This window comes from Kutzneria sp. NPDC051319 (assembly GCF_040682195.1).
In the GTDB taxonomy this organism is placed as follows: domain Bacteria; phylum Actinomycetota; class Actinomycetes; order Mycobacteriales; family Pseudonocardiaceae; genus Kutzneria.
Genome location: NZ_JBFBAM010000046.1, coordinates 22,444 through 37,600 on the forward strand (window position 1 = coordinate 22,444; position 15,157 = coordinate 37,600).

The window sequence follows — 15,157 nt, forward strand, 5'->3', positions numbered from 1 at the left end:
GTCGTCGCCGTTCCCTCACGCAGAAAGTCTTGTGTTCATGCGGAAAGCTGCTGTCTTCGTGCCCCATTTCCACTGGGACCGGGAGTGGTACGAGCCCTTCCAGGTGTTCCGCCACCGGCTCGTCGGCGCGCTGGACACGGTCCTGGCGACGGCGGAGGCCAATCCCGACTTCCGCTTCACCGTCGACGGGCAGCTGGCGGCGGTCGAGGACTACCTGGAGATGCGGCCGGAGAACCGGGACCGGGTGGTGGCCCTGGTGGCCAACGGGCAGCTGGCCATCGGGCCGTGGCTGATCCTGCTCGACGAGTTCCTGTGCTCCGGCGAGACGATCGTGCGCAATCTCCAGCTGGGTTGGGCCGCGGCGGCCGAACTCGGTGGGGCGATGCCGATCGGCTATCTGCCGGACATGTTCGGCCACGTCGCGCAGATGCCGCAGATCCTGGCCCGGGCCGGCATCGAGCACGCGGCGCTGTGGCGTGGTGTGCCGGGTTCCGTGCCCGGCCACGCTTTCCGCTGGCGTGGACCGGACGGCTCCGAGGTGCGGACCGAGTTCCTGTTCGACGGCTACGACAACGGCCTCGACGTGCTGCTGGTGCCCGACCAGATCGGCCGCGCGCTTGACGACTACGTGGAGATGACGGCGGAGCGCTGGGGTAGCGACCCGGCGCTGGCCATGGCCGGCACCGACCACGCCGCGCCGGACCCCCGGCTGGCGAGCTGGCTTCGGCGCGATTCCACCGAAGAGCGCCCGATCATCATCGCCACGCTGGCCGAATACGTTCAGAAGCACGCCCGCGACGAGGTGTCCGCCATCGTCACCGGTGAGCTGCGCAGCCATGTGCGCGGCAACATCCTGCCCGGCGTGATCTCCGTGCGGCGTCCGCTCAAGCAGCGCATGGCGGTCGCCGAGCGCATCGTCGACCACGCCGAGCGGATGAACGCGATGTGGTCGACGCGGGACGAGTCGAGGTTCCTCGCCCTGGCGTGGCACAAGATCATCGAGTCGACGGCCCACGACTCGGTGGTCGGCTCGGGTACGGACGAAACGGCCGACCAGGTCGAAGGTCGGCTCGCCGAGGCCGCGCACATCGCCCGTGCGGTGCGGGATTCGGCCCTGGCCGAGCGTGCCGCACTGGTTCCCAGTGACGGTTATCTGGTGGCCAACCCGTTGCCTGTGCCTCGCACGGCTCTGGTCGAGGTCGATGTCCTGACCCCGCCCGACGGTTCCGCGCTGGTCGCGGCCGCCGCCGACGGCTCGACGCGGCCCGTGCAGTTGACCTCGATGGCACCCACCGTGCTCGCCGACGAACGCGTGGACGCCACGCAGCTCGAACGCGTGCTGCGTCGCATCCACCGCCGTGAACTGTTCGGCCGGCAGATCGACCGTTACGAGCTGACGCCCGGATCGCTCGTGTTCCACCTGGCCGACGTGCCGACCAGCGGGCCGTTCGACCTGCTGATCCTGCGTCGTGAGGTCGCCGCCGCCGCGGCCGCGCACCCGGGCGAGTGGACCGTGCTGACGCTGGAGGAAGCCCGCGCCACCGTGCTGGCGCCCGTGCCGGTTCCGGCTTCGGGGCTGGCCAGTTTCCAGGTCTCGCCCGGTTTCAGTGACCTCTCTTTCACGCCAGCGACGGCTACCGCTCAGCGGCTGTCCAACGGGCTGGTCGACGTCGAGGTCAATGCCGACGGCACCGTCGACGTGACCGGGGCTGACGGCACTGTGTTGCGGGGGGTCGGGCGGCTCGTCGACGGCGGCGACCGTGGCGACAGCTACAACTACGGGCCGCCGGCACGGGATCTGCCCGTCTCGGATCCGACCGATGTCTCCGTCGAGGTGCTGGAGAACGGCCCGCTGCGGTCGCGGCTGCGGATCACCCGAACCTACGCCTGGCCCACCGCGCTGTCGGACGACCGCGACGTGCGTTCCGCCGAGATCGCCTCAACGCCGGTGGAAACCGTGGTCGAAGTGCGGGTGGACGAGCCGTTCGTGCGCGTTTCCACCTCCTTCCTCAACCGGTCCGCCGACCACCGCCTGCGTTGCCACGTGCCACTGCCTTCGCCGGTCGTCGGTTCCGCCTCCGCGGGCCAGTTCTCCGTGACGGAGCGAGGTTTGACCGCCGAGGGCGGTTGGGGCGAGTTCCCGATCCCCACCTTCCCCGCGAGCTCCTTCGTGTCGGCCGGCGCGGTCACCGTGCTGCTCGATCACGCCACCGAGTACGAAGTCGTCGGCGACGAACTCGCCATCACGTTGCTGCGCGCCATCGGCTCGATCAGCGTGAACATCCATCCGCTGCGCGACGAGCCCGCCGCGAGCGAGATCCCCGCGCCCGGGGCGCAGGAGCTCGGCGTTCGTATCGAGAACCGCTTCGCTGTGCTGCCTTCGGCCTCCGGCTGGCAGGCCGCCGACGCCGTCGCCCTGGCCGAGGACTTCCGCAACGACGTCCTCGTCCGCCGCGGCAGCGCACCGGCCGGCGGCCCGCTGCCCGCCGACGTCGCCGCCGTGCAGGTCGACGGTTCGGACATCTTCGTGTCGAGCATCCGTCGTGTCGTCAGCGATCATGGCGCGGGCATCGAAGTGCGGCTGGTTGCCATGTGCGACAACGGTTCCACCGCTCGCGTCACCGGCTCGTTCACCGAGGCCACCACCGTCGACCTGCTCGGCCGTCCGCTGGCCACGACGTCCGTGGGGGAGGGGCTCGACCTCGCCCTCGGCGCGTGGGAGATCCGGACGATCGTGCTTCGGTAGCACGAAGTCGTTGCGGCACAGGGGCGGCCCCTCGCAGGGAGGGGGTCGCCCCTGTGCCGTCCGGTCAGTGGAAGGCCAGCGAGGCGGCGCTGACCGTTTCCGTCTTGGGGCACAGGAAACTGCCGTCGGTCAGGGTGGCCGTGAAGGGGCCGCCCGTGTAGTTCCGGGTCGTGCCCTGGCGGGTGTAGGTCACGTCGGTCGCCTTGTAGGAGCAGGTCTGGCCCAGCTCGGTCCCGTTGACGTCGACCTCCGGCGCGGACGCCGTGCCCGCCGTGTCGTCGAACGTGACCGTCGGGTCGTTGGTCAGGCCGGCCGTGATGCTGCCAGTGCAGGTCGGGTGGACAGTCGTGTGGTCGATCGTCAGGGTGTTGGCCGGCACGTCGCTGGTGGTGGCGTTGGTCCAGGAGCAGCTCGAGTCGCCCACCGTGATGTTGCCGTCGACCTGTCCGGTGGCGGCGTAGGCCGGCACGGCCAGCAGCACGCTGCCGGCCACCGCCGCGATGCCCACGAGCAAGCGGGTCGGATTCATGTGGTCCTCCTACTGAGTCAGGCGTCTGCGACGGTTCGCCCGCCGCCGTGCACGCCCTCTCCCCGCGATGCCCAGGAGGTCCGACCCCGACCCTCGAACGTGAAGATGATTCACGACCCGCATGGTCGCACGGATCGCTCAGCTCTCAAATGGATCGTCAAGAGTTAATCGCCCCCGCCCGCCCGACGCCGGAGGTGTAGCTGCGGGCGGACGGCACGGATCTGCGGAGATCGTCGACCTGACGGCTTGGCCGTGACGGTGGCGGCGGGGCGGGCGAAATCCTGAGGAGCGCTCGGGTGCAGCGGGGAGAGCTACGTCGGCCCGTGGCTCCCGGAACCGCTGCTGACGGGCCCGGACGGCACGCTCCGTCACCATCGCCGAGCCGCGTCCCGGCCGGACGATCACCAGCGTCACCGAGGAGCCGCATTCCTGACGGCCGGCAAGTTGCCCGAAACACAGAGACAAGGTCCCGGCCGAGGCCGATGATGTCGCACCAGGGGGGCAGGCACGTCCGTGGCTGTCCTGACCTCGGAAAAGGGACAGCATGAGACGCATCGGCTACTTGGCGCTGGCTGCTGGGCTGGTTGGCGCACTGATCACCGCGGGGGCCGGCCCAGCCGTGTCCGCCGCGACGCCGACCGGGGCGCCGTTCATCCCGATCTCGCCGGTTCGGGTGCTCGACACGCGGGACGGCACCGGCACGGCAGGCACGACCACGCCCGTCGGACCGGGCTCCACCATCTCCCTCGACCTGTCGGCCCGCGTGCCGGCGTCGGCGACCGCCGTCGTGCTGAACGTGACCGGCACCGAGCCGACCGCGTCCACGTACGTCACGGTCTTTCCCAGCGGCACGAACCGAACCTCGGCCTCGAACCTGAACCTGGCCGCCGGTGAGACCCGCCCGAACCTGGTGACCGTCGCGCTCGGCGCGGACCGCAAGGTCAACCTGTTCAACTTCCAGGGCACGGTGCACCTCGTCGCCGACCTGACCGGCTACTACGGCACCGACGCGGCCGGCAAGTACATGGCGCTGACCAGCCCGACCCGGGTGCTGGACACCCGCGTCCAGATCGGCCCCAACCCGCCGAACCCGGTCGGGCCGGGCGGGGTCGTGACCGTCGACCTGTCGGACCGCGTGCCGGCGTCGGCCACCGCGGTGACGTTCAACCTCACCGGCACCGACGCGTCCACCGGCACCTTCATCACGGCGTGGCCGGCCGGCACGGCGATGCCGAACACCTCCAACCTGAACCTGACCGGCGGCGCGACCTCGCCGAACCTGGTCACCATCGCGCTCGGGGCTGGCCGGAAGTTCAGCCTGGCCAACCACTTCGGCACGGTTGACCTGGTGGTCGACCTGGCCGGCTTCTACACCCCGGACTACGGCTCGCTCTTCGCCCCGATCACGCCGACCCGCGTGCTGGACACCCGCGACGGCACCGGCGGCGCGACCGGCCCGGTCGGCCCCGGTGGCGAGGTCAACCTGGCGCTGGGAGCCAACGTCCCGGCGTCCGCGACCGGCGCGGTGCTGAACCTGACCGGCACCGAGCCCACGACCGGCACCTACGTCGCCGCCCGGCCGACCGGCCAGGGCCGTGAGGACGGCTCGAACCTGAACCTGGCGACCGGGCAGACCGCGGCCAACCTCGTCGCGGTCGGCACCGGCGTCAACAGCTCGGTGACCCTGTACAACGCCAACGGCAACGTGCAGCTGATCGCCGACCTGTCCGGGTACTTCTTCCTGCCGCCCAAGCCGTGCGCCGGCGGTTGCGTCTACGCGTGGGGCAGCAGCTACCTCAGCCAGCTCGGCACCGGCGCCGTGGGCGGCTCGGCCACCCCGCTCCCGGTGTACGGCCTGTCCGGCGTGAAGGCGATCTCCGGCTCGCACGCCCTGCTGGCCGACGGCACGGTCTGGTCCTGGGGCTTCAACTACGGCGGCGAGCTGGGCAACGGCTGGTGGGGCGGCGAGTCGCTGATCCCGGTGCCGGCCATCGGCCTCGACCACGTGACGGCGCTGTCTGGCACCGTCGCGCTGAAGTCCGACGGGACGGTGTGGTCGTGGGGGTCGACCGCGCCCTCCGGCGGGCACTACCAGCCGGGACAGGTGCCGGGCCTGTCCGGCGTGAAGGCGGTCGCCGCGGGCCTCGGCGTGTCGTACGCGCTGAAGGACGACGGCACCGTCTGGTCGTGGGGCTCCAACGGGTTCGGCGCGCTGGGCACCGGCTCGGACACCCCGCAGTACACGGGGACGTCGGTCCAGGTCAGCGGCCTGTCCGACATCCGCGCCATCGAGTCGAACGGCGGCTACGGCGCGATGGCGCTGAAGAACGACGGCACCGTGTGGACCTGGGGCGACAACCGCCAGGGACAGCTCGGCAACGGCACGGTCGGCGGCGTCGACTCCGGCTGCGAGCTGGTCGGGACCACGGCGCCCAACTGCTACTCCAACCTGCCCACGCAGGTGAAGGGCATCGGGCCGGCCACGGCGGTCGGCATGGACGGCAACAACACCTTCGCCGCGTTGGCCGACGGCAGCACCTGGGGCTGGGGCAGCCAGTACGACGGCGCCACCGGCACGGGCGTCGACTGCGAGTGCTTCTCCGGCACGCCCACGACGATGAGCGGCCTGACCGCCGTGAAGTCGATCACCGGCATGGGCAACGGCGGCTACGCGCTCGACACCGCCGGCCGGGTCTGGGCCTGGGGTCGGAACTCGGAAGACGAGCTCGGGCCGGTGGACGGCCACCCCGCGCGCTCCGCGGTGCCGCTGCGGCTGAACCAGCCGACCGGGGTCAGCGCGATCTCGGCCGGCGTCGACGTGGGCTACGCCCTGGTGCCGTGACACCTCCTGGCGCCGTGGGCCGGTTCGGCTCACGGCGCCGGGCGGTGTTCGACAGAACGCCGGAATCGGCGCCACCGTCGGCGGCCACCCGGGTGACAGCCGGCCGATCCAGGTAACCCCGGTCGGGCGATTGAGCTGGCGACGGAGCGCGCAGAAGCAGAACTGGCCGACGGCGCTGTTGATCGCGATGGACGAGACCGATGCCTGGCGGGCGGTCAGGTCGTCGACAGGCGCCTCGGACCCGGTGCCGTACAACGTCACCACGCCCGACGCGCCGCCGATGACGGCCCACTCGACGTCGGCGGTTCTGGCTGGTGGACAAGATCGGGCCGCCGCAGGTGATCGCGGTGCCGGGGCCGGTGCGGCCTGGACTTCACCGACGACGGCTACCTGGTGGTCGGCGCCGGTCGTGAAGTGATCACGTTCCAGCACAACGGGGATTGGACGTCATGAGCGTCGTGGGCGTGCACGGCATCACCAACTACCGGTCGGGGCGCATCGCCGCGGACCTGAACGTGGTGTGGGGCGGGTACGAGTCCGGCAGGCGGTGGACTGGTTGACCCGCAAGTACGGCGACGCCGCGCGGCGGCTGGCGATGGTGTTCTGCCACGAGGTGCACACCTATCTGTCCACTGTGGACTCTCCGCGCCGCAAGGCCGTGCGCGCCACCGTCGCCGAGACCATCGCCGAGGCCCGGCCCCGGGTCGTGGTGGCCCATTCGCTCGGCAGCGTCGACATCATCGCCGTGCCCCGCGGCGGCCTGGGCCGCGCCTTCGCCGGCGTCGAGGACACCCCCGACCTCACCATCGGCGAGTTCGCCTTCCACGGCGTCGAGGCCTACCTCCGGCGACCGGAGTCCGCGCCCTCTGCGGTTAGGACGGCCCCGCCGGCTGCCATCTGAACCGGCGGGGCCTCGGGGCGGTGATCTCTAGAAATCAACGTCCCGCCGCTGACGTACCACGTTGGTGATCAGCTAAACGTCGGACCGGGGGCCGGAGTGGGTATCATGCGCGGTCGGGTGCGTTGAGCAGGCAGCGGCCACGACAGGCATCTTTGGCGAACGCCGAGGTCGAGGTCATCTGCTCGGCCGGGCTCGACGCGAGGAGATCACGCGATGACCGACGACGTGCCGCTGCGGGCCGATCAGCTGGCGGAGATCGCCGAGTCGCTGGAGGCGTTGACCTCCGTGCTGGTGTCGACCACGCACAAGGAGACGATCCTGCAGGCGGTGGCCGAGCAGGTGGTCGGGGTCGTGCCGGGCGCGGACATGGCCAGCATCACCATCCTGGGCGAGGCCGGGCCGTACACCGGCGCCTCGACCGACCCGCGGGCGTGGCAGATCGACGACGCCCAGTACGCCGAGGACGACGGCCCCTGCCTGCGGGCCGCCCGGACCGGCCAGCTGGTGCGCATCGAGGTGTCCCACGCCGCCGAGCTGTGGCCGACCTTCGCCCGCGTGTCCGGGGAGCTGGGCGTCGGCAGCTTCCTGGCCGCCCCGCTCGCCGTGGACCGGCACGCCGCCGGCGCCGTCAACCTGTTCAGCTACGGCACGCACGGCTTCCAGGAGATCGACGCCCAGTTCCTCCTCCTGTACACCCTGGTCGCCCAGTCCGCCCTCCAGTCCGTCGGCCGCGCCCGGATGGCCGAGGAGCAGATCGAGCAGCTGCGGGCCGCGATGGAGTCCCGGGCCGTGATCGAGCAGGCCAAGGGCATCCTCATGGCCGTCCGCGGCCTCACCGACGACCAGGCCTTCCAGGAGCTCGTCGCCCAGTCGCAGCGCGACAACGTCAAGCTCCGCACCGTCGCCCGCCGCTTCGTCGCCATGGCCACCGGCCGCGTCCCGGGAGCCAAAGCCGGCGAGGCTCAGTAGCAGGCGCGCCGGCTCGGGGCCAGGCGCATCAGCATGACGTGGTGGGGATCCCACTCCGGCAGGGCGAAGTAGAGATCGGCACTGTCCACACTGGACGGAGGAACGCGCCGCACAGGCCGGGGTGGTCGGTGCCCCCGCACGACGATCGCGCCGCCGGTCGGACAGCACTGGGAGATCGGGCTCCGCCGGGCTCTGGGCGGACCCCGGGGCACGTCGCCGGCCAGTTCGTGGCGGCGGAGCCAGAGATGACCGGTCATTTTGACGACGCGAAGGAGCTGACGATGCCGACGTATCGAGCGTTCGAGGTGGCGGGGGCGCGGAATTCCGTTGAGTGGAGAGGGAGCTGGTCGCCCCTGAGGCGGGGCACGTGCGGATCCGGGTCGAGGCCGACGGGGTGTGCCACTCCGACGCGTTCCTGGTGGAGAACCTGCTGCCCAACCGAAGCCTGCCGACCGTGCCGGCGGCCGGTTGACGGTGATCGGCCTGACCGAAGACCCCATCGCCGTCTCGACGCTGGATCTGGTCCTGGGCACGCGGTCGATGGCCGGCACCCTGACCGGCAGCGCCGGGCGGAACGAGGACAACGTGGCCTTCAGCGGGGCCCAGGGCATGCGGCGGATGGTCGAGGTGATGCCGCTGGCCGAGCCACCCAGGGCCTACGAGCGAATGACGTCCGGGGCGGCCAGGTTTCGGGTCATTCTCGACACCACCAGCTGACCGTCCACAATGGTCACGACAGCCTGGGGCCGATGGCCAGGCGTGCCCAGCGCATCCACACCACCGTGCCCACCGGCCGCCGGCGCAGCTCGAACTCCGTGGCTAACGCCTTGATCAGCATCAGCCCGCGGCCGCGCAGCGTTCCCGCGGAATTCGCCGGCGGCTGCCACTGCCCATGATCGGTCACGGTGATCGTCACGTTGTCGCGATCCTGGGCGGCGTGCAGGTCGAACTCGCCGCCGCGCACGTGATAGGCGTGCTCGACGACGTTGGTCAGCGCTTCGTGCACCGCGAGCGCCACGTCCTGGACCTGGTCGTCCGACAACTCGGCCGCGCTGGCCCATCTGGTCACCGTGTGCCGCACGGCCGTGAGCTCGTCGATCACCGCGGGAACATTGCTCAACCGCAGGTCGGCAAGCCCGGATACGGGCTTGCTCGATCGGTTGGCTGCCACCCGAATCCCCTGCCCGTGTTGTCGCTGTTCGTGCGCCGACATCACCGGCTACCCGACCGGGCCGCGGCTAACCCCGGTCGGGACGTGTGTGACGCAAGGCGCTACCTGCACCGAGGCTGATGACAGGCATTGTCGTTTTTCGGGGTGTGCCAAACCAGCGGGAAAGTGCTTCTCGCAGCTCGGCGGCGGTATCGGTGGGTTCGTCGGCGGGTGCGACCCAGGCGATGTGGCCGTCCGGGCGGATCAGGAGGGCATCGGCTGGTCGGTGGTCGGTTTCGGCGGTGCGGACGTCGACGCGGTGCTGCCAGTCCCGGGCCGTCTCGCGCAGGTCCGGACGGTCGGCGAGGTCGAGGAGGATGGGCCGCGCGGTGCGCATGAGTTCCGCGACGCTGGTGGCGCCGTGGTCGGTGCGCAGGGGGAGGTCGGGTGCGAAGGCGCCGGCCAGGGCGTGGTGGTTCGGGTTGGGGAGCGGGTAGCGGATGTCGGCGCCGGCGATCAGCGCTCCCATGCGGCGCAAGGGCTGCTCGTCCGTGAGTAGTTCCAGGACGAGTTCCCGGAGCGCTTCGGCGGCTGGGTCGTGTCCGCGCCGCAGCGCCACCTGAGCTTGGGTCTGCAGCAGCGCGCGTGTGCCGGCGAAGTGGCGTTCGTCGTGGTAGGTGTCCAGCAGGCCGGCCGGGGCCCAGCCGTGGACGGCCGCGGCCAACTTCCAGGCGAGGTTGACCGCGTCGGTCATGCCGGTGTTGATGCCGATGCCCGTGGCGGGGAACAGGTGGCCCGCATCGCCGGCCAGCAGGATCCGCCCGTCACGGTACCGCTCGGCCTGTCGAGCCTGGAACTGGTACCGCGACAGCCGAAGCGGTTCTCCCAAGGGGAGGTCCACGCCGAGCACGCGGCGGATGCTGTCCCGGAGCTCGGCCAGGGTCATCGGCGTGTCATCGTCGACACCGGCGGGCTCGTCCTCGGTGGTCTGGATGAGCAGGCGCCCGGAGGCGAGCCACCCGCACGCGAACACGCCGCGGTCTGTCCGGGTGAAGCCCGCGCGGATCCTGCCCAGCCCGGCCACGTCGAGATCGCCGTTGTCGAGCACGGTCACCGAGTCGGGCACGGTGACCTGGCCGAGCCGGTTGACCTCCGGATAGGTGGTGCCAGGGAACGGGATGCCGGCGCTGTCGCGGATGCGGCTGCGCCCGCCGTCACACCCGACGACGTATCGGGCGATCACCCGATACGTCCCACCTGGTCCGCGCGCATCCACGGTCGCCCCGGCGGCGTCCTGGCCGACCCCGACCACCTCGTGTCCGCGGCGGATCTCGGCGCCGAGTTCGCGAGCACGCTCATCGAGCACCTGCTCCAGTCGCGGTTGCGGGAGCCCCAGCACCCGCAACGGGGAGTCCGCCAAGTGCTGGAGGTCCACCTGCACACCGCCGAACGGGAACCCGGGAGCCGGATGACTGCTGCCGGTGCTGGCTGCCTCCAACCGGTCCAGCAGGCCTCGGTAGCGCAGCAGTTCCAGGATCTGCCCGGAGAAACCGTTGGCCTTCGGGGTCTCCCGCAGGCGTGGCTGCCGCTCCAGCACCACCGGTCGCACTCCGGCCAGGCGCAGCTCGGCGGCCAGCATCAAGCCGGTCGGGCCGGCGCCCACGATGATCACGTCGACGTCCGTCATCGGCTGTCCTCCGACCGGTCTTGCATCACGGCCTCACGCGACCGGGTCGTCGACGACACACGCACTTCGCAACTCCCATTTCCGCAGGTTCTGGGCACGGCCGGTGATTCTGCGGCAAGACCCGGGTCTTGCCGCAAGAGCCCCCGTGCGCTATACGTTGAACATGGAGGAAAGGGTGTTCCTTTCTATCCTCCGCGCTGGTCGCCGGTAGATTCGCCGCGTGCGACAGCGGAACGGCGTCATGCGGGCCAGCTGGATCTGCCTGGCTGCGGTCAGCGTCGGCATTCTCGGCTTCGGTCTGGTGGTGATCGTCGCGCCGCCGAGCGACGGTGACGGCCTGCTCTACCGGACCGATGGGCTGGCCTCGTTCGGCCTGGGGATGTTCGGGCTGCTGCTCGCGCTGATCCCGTTCCGCCGTCGGGAGCGATGGGCCTGGTCGGCGCTGTGGTTCTACCCGCTGTTCTGGCTGGCTCATCTGATCTTCGGCCTGCCGCCGGGCACCGACCACGTGCACCAGGTCGTCTTCATCGTGCTGTCGCTGGTCGGCCTGCTGCTGCCGGTCCGCCAGTTCTTTCCGCCAGGTGAGCCGTGACGCAGGTGCTGGCGCTGCTGGGGTTCGTGCTGCCGCTCGGTTTGGATTCGTTCGCCGTGGCGGCCGCCGTCGGTGCCGCCGGCCGGCTGTCCGCCGCGGCCCGCTGGCGGCTCACCGGGCTGTTCGTGCTGTTCGAGGCGGGTATGCCGCTGGTCGGGCTGGCGCTGGGCGCGCCGTTGGCGCACGTGATCGGCCCGGTCGCGAACTACGTCGCGGCCGCCGCGGTCGTCGCGATCGGGCTGTGGATGCTCCTGCACGACGAAGACGACGAGGAGGAGAAGGCCGAGCGGCTGGTCAGCGCCCGCGGCGTGGCACTGCTCGGCCTGGGCGTGAGCATCAGCCTGGACGAGCTGGCCGTCGGCTTCGGGCTCGGGTTGTCGCACCTGCCGCTCGTGCCGGTGATCGTCGGTATCGCCGCGCAGGCGCTGATTGCCGCCCAGCTCGGGCTGTGGCTGGGTGCGCGGATCGCTGAGCGGTTCCGGGAAGCTGCCGAACGCCTCGCCGGCGTCGTGCTCGTGGTGATGGGCATCGCGCTGGCGGTCGAACAGCTGCTCGGCTGACGGAGTGATCGACAGGGACCGCGGAGCTGATCGGATATCGCCTTCCGCCGGCCTCCGGTTTCCGGGGGTTTTCCGTCGCTTCGTACGGGTATTCGGAAAACCGGGGGAGAGAGGGGCGGTTGGCGTGGACGGATCCGACGGCCGGCGTTTGGCGTGACACCGACCGTGCTGGTGGTGCTGGTGGTCGGCGCGCTGGCCGTGCGGGCGGTCGGCACGAGGCTGCGGCTGCCGGCGCCGCTGCTGTTGCTGCTGGTGGGGCTGGGTGTCTCCTTCCTGCCCGGCCTGCCCGACTTCCACCTCGAACCCGAGGCGATGCTCGCCCTCGTGCTGCCGCCGCTGGTGTACTCCGCCGCCCTGGACAGTTCGTACGTGAACATCCGCGCCGTGCTGCGGCCGATCGGCCTGTTCTCGGTCGGCTTGGTGGTCGTCACGACGGCGGCGGTCGGTGTCACCGCGCACCTGGTGCTGCCGCAGTTCCCGATCGCGTCGGCCATCGTGCTGGGTGCGCTGGTCGCGCCGACCGACGCGGTGGCGGCGATGGCGATCTGCCGCCGGCTGAACGTGCCGCGCCGGGCGATGGCGCTGCTGGCCGGCGAGAGCCTGGGCAACGACGCAGCCGCGCTGACGCTGTGGAAGCTCGCGGTCGCCGTTGCGTTGGGCGCCGCATTGTCCTGGTGGCAAGGAATTCTGCTGTTCCTGTACGCGGCGGTGGTCGGCGGCCTGGTCGGTGCGGTGATCGGCTACCTCGTGCACCGGATTCGCCTGCACATCGGCGACGGGGTGCTGGAGAGCGCCATCGGCGTGGCGACGCCGTTCGCCTGCTACGCCCTGGCCGAGCAGGCGAACGCGTCCGGTGTGCTCGCGGTGGCGGTGGCCGGTGTCCTCATGGGACACAAGGCGCCCTACGGCCGGCACACCACCCGGTTGCAGGAGAACGCGGTCTGGCGGTCGGTCGACGTCCTGCTCGAGTCGGTGGTGTTCACGCTGATCGGCCTGCAACTGCCGACGATCGTCGGCTCGGCCGGCGTGAGCTGGACCCTGGTCGGCGCGGCCGGCGTGCTGCTGGCGGTCACGGTCCTGGTGCGGCTGGCCTGGGTCTTCCCGGTCGCCTACCTGCCGCCGTTGCGGTCACGGGGACAACCGCCGCCGGACCCGAAGGCGACGGCGGTCGTGGGCTGGGCGGGCATGCGCGGCGTGATCTCGCTGGCCGTCGCCTATGCCACGCCGGCGTCGATGCCGGGCCGGGACCTGGTGCTGTTGTTCACCTTCGCCATCACGGTCGGCACGTTGCTGCTGCACGGTGCCACCCTCGCGGGCCTGATCCGGCTGCTCGACGTGCCGGCCGACGAGGCACGCGAGGACGCCGACGACGAGGCCAAGGTGCGCCACGAGGCCGTGGCCGCCGCCACCGAGGAGCTGGACCGGCAGGTCGCCGCCGACGACGAGCGGACGCCGGAGCACGTGGTCGGGCTGCTCAGATCCCTGGCCGAGCACCGCCAGGGCACGGCCCGGGAATGGATGGAAGACCAGGCGGACGGGCGCGCCGAGGCGTTCCAGCGGCTGTTCAGCACGATGCTCGACATCGAGCGCAAGGTGTTCGTCGCCGCCCGCGACTCCGGCGAGATCGACGACGAGGTGCTGCGCCGCGTGCTGCACGAACTCGACCTGCGCCAGGCCAGCGTCGACACGACGTGACGGGCGTGTGGGCGCGGACCGCTCGGGGTAGTCGGTGGCGGTGATGAACAGACCACTGGGAGCGCTGCGGCGCGTCATCGCGGGCCGGCCCGCGATGCGGATTCCGGCGAACGTCGGCGATGTCGAGGACGCGACTCTGCGGTATCTGCTGTACGTGTTGCTGCCGGCCTGGTTCGTGCCGGGTGTGCTGGACTGGTGGCAGCATCGCCGCACCGACATCCAGCACACGGCCGGCGTCAAGGAGTCAGCGATCCATCTGCTGATGATGGCCGAGGTGGGGGCGCCGATCGCGTTGGTGCTGCTGTGCGAGATCAACCCGGCGGTGTTGACCGTGATGGCGTTGTCGGTCGCGGCGCACGAGGCGACGGCGTTGTGGGACGTGAAGACCGCGGTGGACAGCGGCCGTGAGGTGCGGCCGATCGAGCAGCACATCCACAGTTTCCTGGAATCGTTGCCGTTCATGGGAACGACGGCGATCGCCTGCCTGCACTGGAAGCAGGTGCGGGAGCTGTTGCGGGCCGGCGGGGGAGCGGACGCGTGGCGGCTGCGGTGGAAGCAGCGCCCGTTGCCGGCCAACTACCTGGCGGGTGTGGCGGCCGCCATCACCGGCCTGATCGCGTTGCCGTACGGCGAGGAGCTGTTGCGCTGCATCCTCGCGGCACGAGGTAGGTCCCGTGGTTGAGATCACGCGCAGGTTCCAGGTGACGGCCCCGCCCGCTTCGGTGGTCGCCTACCTGCGGGACTTCTCCCGTGCCGTCGAATGGGATCCGGGCACGGTGTCGTGTCGCCGCCTGGACGAGGGGCCGATCGCGGTGGGTGCGTGCTGGCACAACGTGTCCAAGATCGCCGGCATCACCACGGAGCTGCGTTATGAACTCACCCGGCTGGACCCGGACCGGCTGGTTTTCGTCGGCGCCAACGACACCGCGACCTCGACCGACGACATCGTGGTGACGGCGGGGTCGCGGCCGGGCACGGCCACCGTCACCTATCACGCCACCATCGAGTTCCACGGCATGGCGGCGTTGGCGGCGCCGCTGGCCAAGATCGTGTTCGCGAGGCTCGGCGACAAGACGGCGGCGAGCCTGACTCGTGTGCTGGGCGCGCCGGGCCCGATCACGTTGTCCGGTGTGGTGTTGAGCAGCCCGGACCCGAGCGGCCTGGCGGCGTTCTACTGCCGGTTGCTGAACGCGGAGACCGAGGTCGACAAAGGACACTGGGTGACGGTGATGACCAGGTCCGGGGTGCGGCTTTCCTTCCACCACGACGAGAACTACCGCCGCCCGGTCTGGCCGGCCGACGACGACGAGCAACGGATGACGGCGCACTTGGACTTCGACGTCGCCGACGTGGACGCGGCGTGCGAGCACGCCATACGGTGCGGGGCCACGCAGGCCGACACACAGCCGCAGCCGGACGTTCGTGTCCTGCTCGATCCCGATGGTCACCCGTTCTGTCTGGCGAGGCTGAGTCAGCGGGAATGAGA

Annotated in this window: 16 protein-coding genes; 12 read left to right on the top strand and 4 right to left on the bottom strand. The window is 70.9% G+C overall.

The window, feature by feature from the left end:
• The first annotated feature begins 37 nt into the window (after positions 1–37).
• Complete coding sequence (locus AB0M73_RS33240) at positions 38–2,746, top strand: glycoside hydrolase family 38 C-terminal domain-containing protein (protein WP_363899118.1); 2,709 nt, start codon at positions 38–40, stop codon at positions 2,744–2,746.
• A gap of 64 nt (positions 2,747–2,810) precedes the next feature.
• Here AB0M73_RS33240 and AB0M73_RS33245 read toward each other — a convergent pair whose 3' ends face one another.
• Complete coding sequence (locus AB0M73_RS33245) at positions 2,811–3,275, bottom strand: hypothetical protein (RefSeq protein ID WP_363899121.1); 465 nt, start codon at positions 3,273–3,275, stop codon at positions 2,811–2,813.
• 544 nt (positions 3,276–3,819) lie between these two features.
• Here AB0M73_RS33245 and AB0M73_RS33250 point away from each other — a divergent pair.
• The 4 genes from AB0M73_RS33250 (at position 3,820) to AB0M73_RS33265 (ending at position 7,987) form a co-directional block, all read left to right on the top strand.
• Entirely contained in the window at positions 3,820–6,117 is a 2,298-nt protein-coding gene (locus tag AB0M73_RS33250) for a hypothetical protein (RefSeq protein WP_363899124.1), read from the top strand.
• Between the two features lie 130 nt (positions 6,118–6,247).
• Positions 6,248–6,535, top strand: a complete 288-nt coding sequence (locus tag AB0M73_RS33255; protein WP_363899127.1) for a hypothetical protein — start codon at positions 6,248–6,250, stop codon at positions 6,533–6,535.
• A 129-nt stretch (positions 6,536–6,664) separates the two neighbouring features.
• Positions 6,665–7,018 (top strand): hypothetical protein, encoded by a 354-nt coding sequence (locus AB0M73_RS33260; RefSeq protein ID WP_363899130.1) that lies wholly within the window; start codon positions 6,665–6,667, stop codon positions 7,016–7,018.
• A gap of 213 nt (positions 7,019–7,231) precedes the next feature.
• Positions 7,232–7,987, top strand: coding sequence for a GAF and ANTAR domain-containing protein (locus AB0M73_RS33265; protein ID WP_363899133.1), 756 nt, complete (start codon positions 7,232–7,234; stop codon positions 7,985–7,987).
• Here AB0M73_RS33265 and AB0M73_RS33270 read toward each other — a convergent pair.
• On the bottom strand, positions 7,981–8,244 hold the full coding sequence (locus AB0M73_RS33270; protein ID WP_363899136.1) for a hypothetical protein: 264 nt from the start codon (positions 8,242–8,244) through the stop codon (positions 7,981–7,983). The genes AB0M73_RS33265 and AB0M73_RS33270 overlap by 7 nt on opposite strands.
• Before the next feature lie 74 nt (positions 8,245–8,318).
• Here AB0M73_RS33270 and AB0M73_RS33275 point away from each other — a divergent pair, with 74 nt between their 5' ends.
• Positions 8,319–8,459 (top strand): hypothetical protein, encoded by a 141-nt coding sequence (locus tag AB0M73_RS33275; RefSeq protein WP_363899139.1) that lies wholly within the window; start codon positions 8,319–8,321, stop codon positions 8,457–8,459.
• Positions 8,456–8,704, top strand: coding sequence for a hypothetical protein (locus tag AB0M73_RS33280; RefSeq protein WP_363899142.1), 249 nt, complete (start codon positions 8,456–8,458; stop codon positions 8,702–8,704). Before AB0M73_RS33275 ends, AB0M73_RS33280 begins: the two co-directional genes overlap by 4 nt.
• A 13-nt stretch (positions 8,705–8,717) precedes the next feature.
• Here the strand turns inward: AB0M73_RS33280 and AB0M73_RS33285 are convergent, their stop codons facing one another.
• Both AB0M73_RS33285 and AB0M73_RS33290 read right to left on the bottom strand, forming a co-directional pair.
• Positions 8,718–9,158: an ATP-binding protein gene (locus AB0M73_RS33285; protein WP_363899145.1), complete on the bottom strand. Its 441-nt coding sequence runs from the start codon at positions 9,156–9,158 to the stop codon at positions 8,718–8,720.
• 67 nt (positions 9,159–9,225) lie between these two features.
• Positions 9,226–10,824 carry an FAD-dependent monooxygenase gene (locus tag AB0M73_RS33290; RefSeq protein WP_363899148.1) on the bottom strand — a complete coding sequence of 533 codons (1,599 nt, stop codon included), beginning with the start codon at positions 10,822–10,824 and terminating at the stop codon, positions 9,226–9,228.
• A gap of 220 nt (positions 10,825–11,044) precedes the next feature.
• Between AB0M73_RS33290 and AB0M73_RS33295 the strand changes: the two genes are divergently transcribed.
• The 5 genes from AB0M73_RS33295 (at position 11,045) to AB0M73_RS33315 (ending at position 15,155) form a co-directional block, all read left to right on the top strand.
• Positions 11,045–11,416, top strand: coding sequence for a hypothetical protein (locus AB0M73_RS33295; RefSeq protein WP_363899151.1), 372 nt, complete (start codon positions 11,045–11,047; stop codon positions 11,414–11,416).
• Entirely contained in the window at positions 11,413–11,976 is a 564-nt protein-coding gene (locus tag AB0M73_RS33300) for a manganese efflux pump (protein WP_363899154.1), read from the top strand. Before AB0M73_RS33295 ends, AB0M73_RS33300 begins: the two co-directional genes overlap by 4 nt.
• Positions 11,977–12,129: 153 nt before the next feature.
• Positions 12,130–13,671: a sodium:proton antiporter gene (locus AB0M73_RS33305; RefSeq protein ID WP_363899157.1), complete on the top strand. Its 1,542-nt coding sequence runs from the start codon at positions 12,130–12,132 to the stop codon at positions 13,669–13,671.
• Positions 13,672–13,714: 43 nt separating this feature from the next.
• Positions 13,715–14,353 (top strand): diguanylate cyclase/phosphodiesterase, encoded by a 639-nt coding sequence (locus tag AB0M73_RS33310; RefSeq protein WP_363899160.1) that lies wholly within the window; start codon positions 13,715–13,717, stop codon positions 14,351–14,353.
• Positions 14,346–15,155 (top strand): VOC family protein, encoded by an 810-nt coding sequence (locus AB0M73_RS33315; protein ID WP_363899163.1) that lies wholly within the window; start codon positions 14,346–14,348, stop codon positions 15,153–15,155. Before AB0M73_RS33310 ends, AB0M73_RS33315 begins: the two co-directional genes overlap by 8 nt.
• Positions 15,156–15,157: the final 2 nt, after the last annotated feature.

Coding starts and splice junctions, on each gene's coding strand:
- AB0M73_RS33265 (WP_363899133.1), top strand. CDS start 7,232: ATGACCGACGACGTGCCGCTGCGGGCCGATCAGCTGGCGGAGATCGCC.
- AB0M73_RS33250 (WP_363899124.1), top strand. CDS start 3,820: ATGAGACGCATCGGCTACTTGGCGCTGGCTGCTGGGCTGGTTGGCGCA.
- AB0M73_RS33290 (WP_363899148.1), bottom strand. CDS start 10,824: ATGACGGACGTCGACGTGATCATCGTGGGCGCCGGCCCGACCGGCTTG.
- AB0M73_RS33270 (WP_363899136.1), bottom strand. CDS start 8,244: ATGACCGGTCATCTCTGGCTCCGCCGCCACGAACTGGCCGGCGACGTG.
- AB0M73_RS33245 (WP_363899121.1), bottom strand. CDS start 3,275: ATGAATCCGACCCGCTTGCTCGTGGGCATCGCGGCGGTGGCCGGCAGC.
- AB0M73_RS33240 (WP_363899118.1), top strand. CDS start 38: ATGCGGAAAGCTGCTGTCTTCGTGCCCCATTTCCACTGGGACCGGGAG.
- AB0M73_RS33310 (WP_363899160.1), top strand. CDS start 13,715: ATGAACAGACCACTGGGAGCGCTGCGGCGCGTCATCGCGGGCCGGCCC.